General features: G+C 38.2%; 8 protein-coding genes. 4 read left to right on the forward strand and 4 right to left on the reverse strand.

From position 1 onward, the window contains the following. Positions 1 to 61: 61 nt before the first annotated feature. The 3 genes from FEDK69T_RS11290 to FEDK69T_RS11300 all read right to left on the reverse strand — a co-directional run bounded on the left by FEDK69T_RS11290 (position 62) and on the right by FEDK69T_RS11300 (position 6,475). Positions 62 to 481, reverse strand: a complete 420-nt coding sequence (locus FEDK69T_RS11290) for a nucleoside-diphosphate kinase (protein WP_035629680.1) — start codon at positions 479 to 481, stop codon at positions 62 to 64. A 246-nt stretch (positions 482 to 727) separates the two neighbouring features. Beyond that, positions 728 to 2,317: a bacillithiol biosynthesis cysteine-adding enzyme BshC gene (gene bshC, locus FEDK69T_RS11295; RefSeq protein ID WP_023574299.1), complete on the reverse strand. Its 1,590-nt coding sequence runs from the start codon at positions 2,315 to 2,317 to the stop codon at positions 728 to 730. A 78-nt stretch (positions 2,318 to 2,395) separates the two neighbouring features. Then, complete coding sequence (locus FEDK69T_RS11300) at positions 2,396 to 6,475, reverse strand: DUF7948 domain-containing protein (RefSeq protein ID WP_023574300.1); 4,080 nt, start codon at positions 6,473 to 6,475, stop codon at positions 2,396 to 2,398. 490 nt (positions 6,476 to 6,965) lie between these two features. Here FEDK69T_RS11300 and FEDK69T_RS11305 point away from each other — a divergent pair, with 490 nt between their 5' ends. The 3 genes from FEDK69T_RS11305 (at position 6,966) to FEDK69T_RS11315 (ending at position 11,605) form a co-directional block, all read left to right on the forward strand. Further along, positions 6,966 to 8,372: a vanadium-dependent haloperoxidase gene (locus FEDK69T_RS11305; RefSeq protein WP_023574301.1), complete on the forward strand. Its 1,407-nt coding sequence runs from the start codon at positions 6,966 to 6,968 to the stop codon at positions 8,370 to 8,372. 675 nt (positions 8,373 to 9,047) lie between these two features. Next, positions 9,048 to 9,392 carry a helix-turn-helix domain-containing protein gene (locus tag FEDK69T_RS11310; RefSeq protein WP_035629682.1) on the forward strand — a complete coding sequence of 115 codons (345 nt, stop codon included), beginning with the start codon at positions 9,048 to 9,050 and terminating at the stop codon, positions 9,390 to 9,392. A 23-nt stretch (positions 9,393 to 9,415) separates the two neighbouring features. Further along, complete coding sequence (locus FEDK69T_RS11315; RefSeq protein ID WP_023574303.1) at positions 9,416 to 11,605, forward strand: B12-binding domain-containing radical SAM protein; 2,190 nt, start codon at positions 9,416 to 9,418, stop codon at positions 11,603 to 11,605. A 64-nt stretch (positions 11,606 to 11,669) separates the two neighbouring features. Here the strand turns inward: FEDK69T_RS11315 and FEDK69T_RS11320 are convergent, their stop codons facing one another. Continuing rightward, positions 11,670 to 12,542 carry a DUF808 family protein gene (locus tag FEDK69T_RS11320; RefSeq protein WP_023574304.1) on the reverse strand — a complete coding sequence of 291 codons (873 nt, stop codon included), beginning with the start codon at positions 12,540 to 12,542 and terminating at the stop codon, positions 11,670 to 11,672. Between the two features lie 353 nt (positions 12,543 to 12,895). Here FEDK69T_RS11320 and FEDK69T_RS11325 point away from each other — a divergent pair, with 353 nt between their 5' ends. Continuing rightward, positions 12,896 to 13,477: a hypothetical protein gene (locus FEDK69T_RS11325; RefSeq protein ID WP_023574305.1), complete on the forward strand. Its 582-nt coding sequence runs from the start codon at positions 12,896 to 12,898 to the stop codon at positions 13,475 to 13,477. Positions 13,478 to 13,541: the final 64 nt, after the last annotated feature.

Consider the following 13,541-nt stretch of genomic DNA (forward strand, 5'->3'; position numbering starts at 1 on the left):
AAATAAAAATCCCGATTCATAAGAACCGGGATTTTTTTATCTAAAAAAGGTAATTCGAATATTAGAATTGCTCTCTTCCTGCAAAGTGGAAATCTGATTCGATAGCAGCATTGTCATCGCTGTCAGAACCGTGAACAGCATTCTCTCCGATAGAAGTAGCATATTTTTTACGGATAGTACCTTCTGCAGCTTCAGCAGGGTTAGTAGCTCCGATTAAAGTTCTGAAATCTTCTACAGCATTGTCTTTTTCCAAGATCGCAGCAACAATAGGACCTCTGCTCATGAATTCAACCAATTCTCCGTAGAATGGTCTTTCGCTGTGTACAGCATAAAATTTCTGAGCATCAGCTACAGTCAACTGAGTTAATTTCATAGAAACGATTCTGAAACCACCTTCAGTAATCATATTTAAAATTCCACCGATGTGTCCTTTTTCAACCGCATCAGGCTTAATCATTGTAAATGTTCTGTTAGTTGCCATTTTTGTTTGTTTTTTTTTAATTTGGGTGCAAAATTACTGTTTTATTACTGAAAAACAATTCAGTTAACAGAAAATTATTTGGTAATTATTCTTATGATTCCCAAATCAAAGAACTCGTTTGTACTGAATGGATTCCAATTTAGCTTACAATATTGAATAACTTGTTTCCGGACAATATTCGAGGTACGGTTGTCATCTGAAATAAAACATAGTAAGTGCAAATTTTAATAAAAAAATAAAACGTGCTTATAGGGTGATTACTTGGAATGTATTTGAAAGCGGGTCCAGGTTTTCCAAGAGCTCTGAGACAAGTTTTGGTCCAATTTCAAGATAAAATTCCGAAAAATTAGCTTTTCGCTCTTGTAAACTTTGATTTGGGAAAAGCTCGTTTTGCAGGGTTGAAATTCGTACTAATTCTTCGCTGTGCTTTCTTTTCTCAGCCTTTAGCAACCTTTTCTCTAAACTGTCCAACCCTTTTAGCTGCTTTGTTTCCTGTGCTTTTACCGCTCCTAAAAACGATTTGTCAGTTTGGGATGCAATATCAGTCAGTTTTTCAAACTGTTGTTTTAAAAATGCTTTCTGTTCTGAAAAATCCAGATTGAAATTTGAAAACTCAGCGGTTTTTTGGTTAAGCAAATCATGCTGCTTTGAGAACAAATCGCTCCAATTCAGGTTTAATTTATCGGCTTTAGCAGCCTGTTTTTCCGTGGCCAGTAAAACCGAATTGCGTAACAGGAGTATAGGAAACAGAATGTTGTTCACTTCAAACATGGATTTCAGTTCCATCCAATACGCTAATTCCCCGCCACCGCCAATGTAGCAGATGTTTGGCAAAATCACTTCCTGGTATAAAGGACGTAAAATTACGTTAGGGCTGAATTTTTCTGGGTTGTTTTCCAATTCGGAAAGCAGTTCGCTTTCTGAAAAAGTTAGCTTGGAGTTATTGATTTTGTAGATGCCCTCTTCAAAAAGAATGCGTTCCCTTAAATTATCCTCAATATAGAAAAGGTTGATTTCTCTGGGGTTTACCTGAACTGTATAGTTTTTGAACTCTTTAATTGTTTCGGAAACTTTCGTAAAAGAAGTTTGTTCAAGCAGTTCCTGTTTGGCATAAGGAACGAATAATCTTTTTAATGCTACATCATCTCCGTCTATAATTACCAATCCGTGATCTTTGAAAAGCTCGTTTGCCAGATAACGTGTAGCATCTGTTAGATTGGCATGTGAAAGATATGCGTTTTCGAACAATTCCCTTAAAGACGATGAATTGTCTCCGATGCCCAATTCTTTTGAAAAAGCTTCAAAAACGTTTTTCAGCCCGTCAGTGGAAAGCCTTCCGACAGGGCCTGCACTTTCACGGCTCCATTGGATTTTTTTGTCTTTAAAATTAAAGTAATTGATTTCCTCAAAATCGTGATCTTCCGTGGCCATCCAATAAACCGGCACGAAATTGAATTCGGGATAAGCCGCTTTTAATTGTTTGGCTAAATTGATGGCCGAAATAATCTTATAAAGAAAATAAAGCGGACCGGTAAACAGGTTTAGTTGATGCCCTGTGGTTATGGTAAGCGTTTTATTGTCTTTTAATAATGCAATATTTGCTTTCGAAGCCTGTGAAATCTCAAAACCGGAATATTGTTTTACCAGTGCGTTTGCCAGTACATTTCGGTTGTTTTCTGAAAAGTGGTTTGCTTTTTCTTCCGCCTGAAGTCTGAAGTTTTCCAGCGTAGGGAAACGATGGTACAATGACTGTACTTCAGGTTCCTGATTCAAATAATCGACGATAAGTTTTGAAAAATATCCTGAATTCTGATAACTGATGGGGTCGGTCGGCATGGTCTCATTTTTATTTCTGCTAAAGTAAAAAAAATAAATGTAGGGGAAATCGGTTTAACACCGCATTGGGAAATAGCCTTAACGCTTTAAACTGAAATGCCCTCTGTATTCTTTGCCATTTTGTCGCTTCACCACAAACCAATAATCGCTTGACGGAACCGGGTTTCCTGAAAAAGTACCATCCCATCCTTGAGAATCGGCTCCTAGCTCTTTTATAAGTTTTCCGAATCGGTCAAAAATCATGATTTTCATTTTTGGTTCTTTTTCCGATAATACGATTTTCCAGTAATCGTTGTAGCCGTCACCGTTCGGAGTGAAGAATTTCGGATACATCAGCAAATAAAAGTCCTCCGATTTTATGCCACAACCATTTTTGTCCTTAACGTAAACAATATACTCTCCGCTTTCCAATCCCGTAAATGTGTTGCTTGATTGATAATGAGTTCCATCAAGTGAATACACGTAATCGCCCATGCTGTTTCCGGAGAGTAAAACCGTGATTGTATTTTGATTGTAGGTCCAGTCGGAAGTAATGATTTCGGAAATCGTGGCTGCATTGGAATTAACCACCGTAAAGTTCTTAACCGAAGTACAAGTTACAGTGCCGTGATTTTCAGTAACTGTAACCGAATAACTACCGGGCGTTGTTATTGTTATTGAAGAACTGATTTCGGATGTTGACCATAAATATGAATCATATCCTATTCCGGCGTTTACCGTAATCGAACTGCCTTCGCAAATCGGCATAATATCGGTAATCGGGATAACGGGCTTGCTGACTAATGTAAAATTTAATTCCACTACCTGATGGCAGCCATTGTTGGAATCGATTCTAACGAAAATTAAGTTGTTTCCGATAGACAGATTATAATTAGCAAAATCGGTAATCGTCTCAGCAATGATTTGGTTTTCTGCACCATTTTGAGAATGATAGTACGTAAAGGTGTTACCGCTCGTAGTTGCAATTAAATCGGAATTGTAATCGGATAAATTTACGGTTTCGGTTCCGTTATTTAAGTCATCGCAAAGTGTTTCAGCGTAGTTGTTGGCATTTAATGTATTGATTAGCGTTACCGTTACTGCCAATCGGGTAGGGCTTTCACAACCGTTTACCGTTTGCGTGGCATAATAGGTAGTGTTATTTGCTAATAAAGTTGTGGAAGGCAAAATTGTAGTCCCCAATGCGCTGTCATACCAGGTAAGATTACTTCCCGAAACAGCAATATCATTCAAAGTCGCATTCTGTGAACTGCAGAAACTCTGAGTCGCATTCCCGGTTGGAGCAGGGGTATTTTGTATGCTAACTGTCACCGGAACTCGTGCGCTTTCACAACCGTTAATCGTTTGGGAAGCGTAATAGGTTACCCCATTTTGTAAAAGAGTTGAAGATGCCAATAAATTTCCGCCAGTTGCAGCATCATACCATTTTATGTTTTGACCGGTGATTGTGATGTCATTTATAGTGGCATTTTGTTGAATGCAGAACAATTGCGAGGTGCTTGCGGTAGGTAAAGCAGTAGCCGAAATCACAACCGTTTGGTTTTGAGAGTTGTTATTTCCATTACCGTCATTATAATTCCAAACAATTGTATACGTTCCGGGAGTTGAATAATTTAAAGGACTCGTTGTTATAGCCGTAATGTTTCCTGCACAGTTATCCGTTGCGGTTGGGATTGTTGTGATTACAGTGTTGCAATCGCCATTGATGGTTGTTAATGTTGCAACATTTGGAATTGGAGCAGTGGTGTCACCAACTAGTACATTTATTGAAGCCGTACTGTCACAAGCGGTACCTGTAATAGTGCAGGTGTATAGTCCATTATGTGTAGCGTTTGCATTTGGAATTACAGGGTTTTGTTGGGTGGATGCAAAACCGTTTGGTCCTGTCCAGGAATAACTGGTCCCTAAAGGAACTGTTAAATTTATATTACTACCCATACAAGAAGACAGGTTTCCAATTGTTGTTGTTGAAGAGGCACAATCTGTAAATTTGGCAATAAAAGCATCATTGCCTTCCACATTTACTTTATGAGTGCCTGAAGTTGCAATATTATCAGAACTATTTGTTATTCCGGCAACATAAACAACATTGTTTTTAACCGCAACGTTATTACACCAATCAATAAATGATCCTCCATAATAACTCCCCCACACTAAATGACCATTGGTGTCGAACTTAGTTAAGAAACCGTCTCTATATGCGTTTTTGGTAGGCTGAAATCCGTCTGGAGTCGCTATATTACTGAAACTCGTGGTTTCTCCCGTAATGTAAGAATCTCCATTATCGCTAACACTAATATCATAGCTCTTTTCGGGAATTGAATAATTGTCTCCATAAAAAGTACCCCATTGTCTTACTCCTTGTGGATTAAATTTTACTAAAAATACATCAACGTCTAAAGCTCCGATAGGATCTGCATGAGTTTCTTTGTACGCTCCCGGGGTAGTAATGCCATTTGTACTCCCAGTATATCCTGTTACGTATATATTGTTACTTGAATCAACATCTATTCCGGTTATTAAATCACTATAGCCGCTAACACTGGTGTTTGGTGCTGTCCCTCCATAGTAAGTGCACCATAATCTATTACCAGCTGAGTCAAATTTGGCGATATAAGCATCTTCATAAATAGTTTGTGTTTGGTGTGCTCCGGGAGTTGAAACATCAGGGTAGTTATTGCCTATTTGATATTGACCAGAAAAAATGACGTTATTATTCAAATCAATTGCACTTTCATTAACTTCTCTAGGAAAATAACTTGAGTATATTTGACTGCCCGATGAAGAAAATTTAGAAAAAAAACCTATTTGATTGTTATTGTTAGTTGTTTGAAATGTATTAGGGGAACTTATTCCTGTAGTGCTGTTGGTTTCACCTCCAATGAAAATATTGTCCTGACTGTCAATGCTAATCGTTTTTATTTTATCATCCCTTTCACCTCCAAAATACGTTCCCCATATTCTTTGACCATTATTATTCAATTTAAGGATATAGCTGTCATATGTATTCAGTGTTCCTGTTTCCTTATGCGAACCGGGCGTTGAAAGATGATTTGAGGATGTAATGTAAATATAACCAACTAGGAGAACTTCATTTAAAGAGTTTAATTTCATGCCATTAACTCCACTGTTTCCATTACTATTAGGGATTATGAATGTTCCCCAAATTCTGTTTCCATTTGGATTGATTTTAACTGCAAAACCACAAAAAGGGGCGTTAGCAAAATTACTGCTCTGAAATACTCCACTTGTTCCAATATTATCTTGGCTTAAGGTATTTCCAGAAACGTATATGTTTCCGTTATTATCGATATCAATAGATGTTGTTGAATCTTCATGTCCCATACCCCCATAATAAGTCCCCCAAAGTCTAACCGGCACCGGATCAATCACAACAGTCTTATCCGAAGCATTCACATCCCCCTCAAAACCATAAACATTCTTCTTAATCTTTTTGTAGCCAATCGCAATCTCTTTTCGGGAATTGCCTTGTTCAACCCAACTCAACGGAAGCGTTTCTTCCATCTGCCCGAAACGAACATTCATCCTGATTTTGTTGTCAGCCAATTCGGTTTTTGCACCGCTAAATTTCAGCTGAATGTCCGAAACTTTTCCTCCCGGTTTTACAATGAAATTATACTCCACAACTTTAGTGGTGTCTTTCGGAATAAAGAAAACCGCATCAATGTTATTGTAAATGTTCTGATATGTAACTTTCTGATATTTATGCACATTGGTAATCCCTTCCGGCGCATGGGCTACATTATAGTAGTTGTCGTAATCGGATGATTTTTCTTCGGCAACTAATTTTACCGTGGCATTGGAGTTTAAAAAATCAATATCTATACGGTGGTAATTGTATTCCAATGAGTAATCCGGAGTTTCCTTTCCTTCTTTAAGACTTGTAGCATTGAAACTTTTGTCTTTTTTAGATAACGGAATTTTCTTCGTCTCATAAATGTCATACGAAAACCCATTGTTTCGCAACTGAACATTCAACCCTGAAGTATTTAAAAGATAATGAACTGCCTTGTTCGCTTTTCCTTTCTGGTCAACAATTTGCCCCTTGTTCTCGATGAAGCCCAATGTTTTGAAATTCTTTTGTGAAAAGGATAAAAAGGAAGTCAGAACAAAAAAGTAAGCTAGGAAAACTCTCATGTTTTTTGTGAAATTTTTTGCAAATATAAATCTTTCCTGTTAAGAACAGAGTGAGATAATATTATGAAGGCAGATTAAAACTTAAATTTTACCACTGAAAAAATAATCCCTTGAATAACATTCTGTTACTCACGCCATCGGCTAGCGCGAGCATCTTGCTCGTGTCTTCAATTTTATTCTCCCAGCTAACGGAGGAGAGGATACCTTTCAACGGGTATTGAGGCTATTGATAGGAAAAAAAGCAATGTTGTTAATTATTCTCGTAATTTTAATCTCTTTTTGTAAATAACTGATTTTCAACACTTAAAACAAGAAAATATCAAAAGACTTCCGGCGAAAAGATTCTTTTTTGTCCCGAAAATCAGAAATCTTTCATCCCTGAAAAAATTTAGTATTCCCCCTAAATTTTAGACATCAAATTTTGGAAAAATAAATTTATTACTAATTAAAAAAGGGTTCATTAAAAATTTACAACTTAAAACTTATTAAAATGAAAAAGTCATTTACTTCCTTAAAATTGTTATTATTCGTAGGATTAATAACATTATTTTCCTGCCGGCAAGAGGAAATACCCACCACTTCATTATCTGAAGAAGTAAACAGCGAAAAGTTTCAAAACAAAAATACAAGTCCGGAAATGGTATTGCGTTGGAATGAAGCTGCCACCTATGTAGTGTTGCAAACCCAGGTAGCAGTCCCCAACCCACCCATTCCGCCATTTATTGAAAGCCGCTATTATGCCATGGTAAATGTGGCCATGCATGATGCACTGAACAATATTGTGCCTAAATACAAGACATTGGCCCTGAAAAATTCAAGAGATAAAGATGCAGACCCCAATGCGGCAGTGGCCCAAGCAGCACATGATGTAATCGCCTATTTCTTTGGTAAATTAAACCCGCCTGCTATGGTTACTCCACAGCCGGTGCAGGATTATATCAATAACCTACTCATCCAATCTTTGAATTCCATTGCAGACGGTGAAGCAAAAACAAAAGGCATTGCATTGGGAGCAGCAGCAGCACAAGCTATTATTCAAAACCGAAGCAATGATGGCTCAGCCAATGTTATGTTTCCTGTAACTGAAGGAACACAACCGGGTCAATATCGTTTTTATTTCCCGTTTACCATTCCCCCATTTGAGCTTCCTCCACCGTTCCAGGGTTTTTATGATTCTCCGGGCTGGGGCGACATCAGCACTTTTGGCATTCAGAACAGTACACAGTTTTCTGTACCTGCACCATACACTGTAAACAGTGCTAATTACACTGCCGATTATAATGAAGTAAAAAGATTGGGCTGTGCAAACTGCACGGGTATAAACGGGCGTACATCCGACCAGGAAGATATTGCCCGGTTCTGGGTGGAAAGCTCCCCTTACGGATGGAATAAAATTGCAAGAACAATCATTGCTCAAAAAAATATGAATGCTTGGAAAGTGGCAAGAGTACTGGCTTTGTTACAAATGACAGAAGCCGATGCGTATACCGCCTGCCTGAAAGCAAAAATGATTCACTTTTTCTGGAGGCCGGTAACCGCTATAAACCTTGGAAACAATGATGGCAATCCAAACACAGTTGGTGATCCCGATTGGCAGGTACTGGTGTTTCCCACACCGCCGGTTGCCGATCATCCATCGGCACATGCAACCGCCGGCGGCGCTGCTGCAGAATTATTGAAACAGGTTTTTGAGAAGGATAATTTTAGTTTTGCAGCGCAAAGCACTACGCTGCCCAATAAAACCCGAAATTTTGGCAGTTTATCACAGGCAGCAAGAGAAAATTCTTTATCGAGGATTTATGTGGGGTATCATTTCCGCAAAGCTTGTATGGATGGTGAGGCTTTAGGCAATAGCATTGGCAAGTGGATTGCGACCCATTCATTGGCAGAAAATTAAATTCAGCACCATCAATCCCGGAGAAAAAAGTTTCCCCGATAGCCCGGATTTACTTCGTCAGTTCGGCTAAAGCCTCGGGTGCACTAAAGCGTAGCGACAGCAGTATGAATCTGTGCCCACAAAAGGAGAAAACAATAAATCCTAACTGTAAAAAGTTAGGATTTTCTTTATCTGGTAATCCCCGCTTGCATGAGAATCTCGCTCGTGTCTTCAATTTAATTCCCGATTATGCCCCTCAATCTAATTCAAATCTATTTCTGCGACTGTACCTGCTCGTGTTATTTTGAAATTTTAGTAGTGTATTTTCATTTCTAGAAAGTTTGTATCTACATCTAGCGAGTTTGTTTTGGTATCTAGGGACTTTGTTTTTGGTTCGAGGGATTTTGTTTTTAGTTCGATGGACTTTATTTTGGTATCTAGCGACTTTATTTTTAGTTCGAGGGACTTTATTTCGGTATCTAACGACTTTATTTTTGGTTGAAGCGACTTTGTTTTTATTTCTAACGACTTTGTTTCTGTATCTAATGACTGTGTTTCTGCATCTAACGACTGTGTTTTGGTATCTAACGACTTTATTTTTATTAAAAGCGACTTTCTTTTTACATCTAAAGAGTTTTGTATAAATTTACCTACAAATAATTCAGCTAATCAAATAATCAATATACAGGAACAAACATGCTATTCTTCAATTTCGCCCGAATCTTTAAACTTAAAGGCATCAATCGACCTTTCTCTTATTTAACATCCACAGGCTATTCCGCCAATTATGCCACAAAGCTCACCAAAAACAGGGTAATGGAAATCAACCTCGAACGATTAGAGAAATTCTGCCGCGATTTTAACTGCACGCCCAATGATATCCTCGATTTCCGTCCCTATCAAAACGATACGATTCCCAACGATCACGTCTTGCACACATTAACCAAAAAAGAAATTTCAAACGAGATTACGTCCAAAATAAATGCGCTTCCCCTCGAGAAAATTCAGCAAATCCATGACATCATTAAAAATATGGAGTAATTTTGCCGGGTTAATACGAGCAAATGAACAACATTCTCTTAATCACGCCCCCTTTTACCCAGCTGAATACGCCATATCCGGCAACGGCTTATTTGAAAGGCTTTCTCAATACCAAAAATATCCCGTCGTTTCAGATGGATTTGGGTATAGAAGTGATTCTTGAATTGTTTTCAAAAGAAGGATTGACGGGTATTTTCGGTTATGCCGAAGCCAATCAAAGAGAGTTCTCCGATAATTCGCAGCGTATTTTCAGTCTGCAGCACGAGTACATCAAAACCATCAATTCGGTTATTGCTTTTCTGCAGGGGCAGAATCCAACATTAGCCAGACAAATTTGTTTGGATGGTTTCCTTCCCGAAGCATCCCGTTTCTCTCAGTTAGAAGATATGGACTGGGCATTCGGAACCATGGGAATGCAGGACAAAGCGAAACACCTGGCAACATTATACCTCGAAGATTTATCCGATTTTATCGTGGAATGTGTCGATGAAAACTTCGGATTCAGTCGTTATGCCGAGCGTTTAGGGAGAAGTGCCAATTCATTTGATGAATTATACGATTATTTACAAACCGAGCCGACTTATATAGACCAAATCACTTTAAAGATTATTACCGAAAGAATCCGGCAGGTAAATCCAAAGTTGGTTTGTTTTTCGGTCCCTTTCCCCGGAAATCTGTACAGCGGATTTCGTTGTGCTAAACATATAAAAGAAAATTTTCCGGAGATTAAAGTGGCCATGGGCGGCGGTTTTCCCAACACCGAATTACGCGAACTGAAAGATATCCGCGTTTTCGAATTCTTTGATTTTATTACTTTGGATGATGGCGAACTCCCTGTCGAACTTTTATATAATACGATTTGTAATTCCGGTCAACCCGAGTTCAAAAGAACGTTTTTGTTAGAAGACAATCAGGTGGTGTATAAAAGCAACACGCTTCGTCATGACTACAAACAGTCGGATGTTGGGACACCCGATTACACCGATCTGCTTTTAGATAAATACATTTCCGTTATCGAAATTGCCAATCCAATGCACAGTCTTTGGAGCGACGGCCGCTGGAACAAACTCACCATGGCACACGGATGCTATTGGGGTAAGTGCACGTTCTGCGATATTTCACTCGATTACATCAAAATATACGAACCCATCGCCGCCAAAACGCTGGTGGACCGAATGGAAGAACTCATCATTCAAACCAAACACAACGGATTTCATTTCGTGGATGAAGCGGCCCCGCCGGCTTTAATGCGCGAAGTGGCACTGGAGATTCTCCGCAGAAATCTTACAGTAACCTGGTGGACAAACATCCGTTTCGAAAAAAGCTTTACTGCCGATTTATGTGTACTGTTGAAAGCTTCCGGTTGCATTGCCGTTTCAGGTGGATTGGAAGTAGCATCCGACCGACTTTTAGCACTTATCAAAAAAGGCGTAACAGTGGAACAGGTGGCAAAGGTAACCCGAAATTTCACCGAAGCAGGGATCATGGTTCATGCTTATTTAATGTACGGTTATCCAACGCAAACGGTTCAGGAAACGGTTGACAGCCTTGAAATGGTGCGTCAGTTGTTTGAAGTAGGCGTGCTGCAGTCGGGGTTCTGGCACCAGTTTGCGATGACAGCGCATAGTCCCGTGGGAATGTTCCCGGAGGAATTCGGCGTAATACCGGACATTAACGACATTACTTTTGCCAATAACGACATACAGTTTCAGGATAAAACCGGAATCGACCACGACAAGTTTAGTTTCGGACTGAAAAAATCGCTGTTCAATTACATGCACGGCATCTGTTTCGATTATCCGCTACAGGATTGGTTCGATTTCAAGATTCCCAGAACAACCATAAAACCGGATTTTATAGCTGATTGTCTGGAAAAGGAAACCAACTTCAATATCAAGCCGAACTCAAAAATCGTCTGGATAGGAGGGAAGCCTATAGTAGACATATTTACAAAAAGCAAAAAAGGAAATTCGTGGGAAATGATGAAAATGACGTTTCACGATAAACGAGAAGTCTTTGAAATCACGGTCGAAAAAGATAAAGGCGACTGGCTGCAGTCAATGATTGGGAAAATTTCAGTCACCAATGACAAAAAGATGACTTTTAGCGAAGTCAAATCCGATTATGAAACTTCCGGCCTGGAAGATTTTGAAATGTTCTGGTACTCGAAGCCCTTAACAAGCCTGCGTTACGTTGCTTGGGCAACGGTTTAATTTTTTACTTAAAAAGAAAAAATGCCCCTTTAAGAGCATTTTTCATAGTAGATATTTACGAACCTTAATTAGGTTTTACAAGCGATATTGTTTTTTTGCCGATAGTCATAACTACGGTAGCAGCAATACCTGCTAAAAGGCCGATAGCTGCTTCTTTTACGATAGATGGCAGCTGCGGAAACAAATGGTGCAGTTGATCAATATTATGCACAAAAATACCTCCCGCCACCAAAATAAGAGCCAGAGTACCGATCACAGCAAGTGCTTTTATAACAATGGGTAATGCCTTTACCAATAAATTACCAACGACGGCTAAAAAACCTTTGTCGTTCGAGCGTTTGATCAAGCCGAATCCTGCATCGTCCATACGTACAATAAGCGCTACGATTCCGTATACACCTACGGTAGCCAGAAACCCTACAACAAACACAGTTAAAATTTGTGTAAGCAAAGGCTTGTCTAAAACACTGCCCAAAGCAATGATAACAATCTCTACAGAAAGGATAAAGTCGGTAGTTATTGCTGATTTAACCTTAGCTTTTTCTTCAGCAGCAGCATCTTCCTGTTTAGCCTCTTCAATCACTTCATGTCCCGTTTTTGGACGATGGAAAAAATACTCAATGATTTTCTCCACACCTTCATAAGCCAGATATAATCCACCTAAAACCAAAGCCCATTTTATCGCAATTGGAAAAAAGTAATTTAATAACAAAGCAATCGGAATTATAATAAGCTTATTGATGAACGAGCCTTTAGTAATCGCCCAAAGCACCGGCAATTCACGAGATGATAAAAATCCGGTTGCCTTTTCGGCATTTACCGCCAGGTCATCGCCAAGGATGCCCGCTGTTTTTTGTGTTGCTACTTTACTCGTTACTGCGATGTCGTCCATCAAAGCTGCGATATCATCCAGAATCGCAAAAAATCCTCCTGCCATATCTATTTTGGTTATGAGCCGCAAAAATAGAACCTTTTCAAAGTATTTGAAAACACCCTCTTAGTTTTTGTATGAATCAATTCGCTTTTTGTTGACGATTTGCATCCCGATAGTGAGGTTATGTTACCATGCTATCCTTTAGATATCTATTATTTTATTCAGAAGTATTTTTGGAAAAGTTAAAATAATTATTATCTATTTGATTTTCAGAATTTTTAAAATTAATTTTGTTTGCTCAAATGACAAAATAAACAATCTCAAAACGACAAATTTATTATATTATTTTAATGGTTTTGTTGTACATATTTTTGAGTTAGCAGAAAATTTTTCACATCGCAATAAAAACATTTCTTATGATAAAATTATTAGCTTTAACTATCATTGGACTTTCAATATGTTCTTGTAACAATGATATTAAAATCATTACAAATAAAGATAACAAAGAATGTAGAAGATTAGCAACTTGTTTTATCTATGATGAATATTCTAATAATTTAGTTGGTCGAGAAACAAATTCTACTGATGGGGATGTGATTATTGCTTCACCAAATATTGATAAAGAACGTGAGTTATACTATGATTTGGCAGAACAAATGAAAATTTCAAATAAAGATAATATTGAATTCTTATCTAAAACCAAAACATTGAGTATTAAAAACTTTTCTGAAAATAAAGTCTACAATGTTAGGATTAAGAAAACGTACCTTGGAAAAGTTACATACAAAGATTATAAAATTGAACCAACAGAAGAAATTTGTATAGGTTGTGATACAGATTTTGATCTTGATTTAGAATTCATAGAAAAACAAATTCAAAATCCATATCCAGATAGTGGTTATTATAAAGAATATTATCTTCCATTTGAAGGTAAAATAAAAAAAGCTAACAAAATAGAATATTCAATTCACAAGATTGATTTAATTTCTGAATATTAAACCCGATACCGCACAAATCCTTTCGTGTAGCAACGACGATAGCGCGGATTTGTAATCCGTGACC

It is taken from the genome of Flavobacterium enshiense DK69 (assembly GCF_000498495.1).
Taxonomy (GTDB): Bacteria; Bacteroidota; Bacteroidia; order Flavobacteriales; family Flavobacteriaceae; genus Flavobacterium; species Flavobacterium enshiense.

Coding starts and splice junctions, on each gene's coding strand:
- FEDK69T_RS11290 (WP_035629680.1), bottom strand. CDS start 481: ATGGCAACTAACAGAACATTTACAATGATTAAGCCTGATGCGGTTGAA.
- bshC (WP_023574299.1), bottom strand. CDS start 2,317: ATGCCGACCGACCCCATCAGTTATCAGAATTCAGGATATTTTTCAAAA.
- FEDK69T_RS11305 (WP_023574301.1), top strand. CDS start 6,966: ATGAAAAAGTCATTTACTTCCTTAAAATTGTTATTATTCGTAGGATTA.
- FEDK69T_RS11315 (WP_023574303.1), top strand. CDS start 9,416: ATGAACAACATTCTCTTAATCACGCCCCCTTTTACCCAGCTGAATACG.
- FEDK69T_RS11320 (WP_023574304.1), bottom strand. CDS start 12,542: ATGGCAGGAGGATTTTTTGCGATTCTGGATGATATCGCAGCTTTGATG.
- FEDK69T_RS11310 (WP_035629682.1), top strand. CDS start 9,048: ATGCTATTCTTCAATTTCGCCCGAATCTTTAAACTTAAAGGCATCAAT.
- FEDK69T_RS11325 (WP_023574305.1), top strand. CDS start 12,896: ATGATAAAATTATTAGCTTTAACTATCATTGGACTTTCAATATGTTCT.
- FEDK69T_RS11300 (WP_023574300.1), bottom strand. CDS start 6,475: ATGAGAGTTTTCCTAGCTTACTTTTTTGTTCTGACTTCCTTTTTATCC.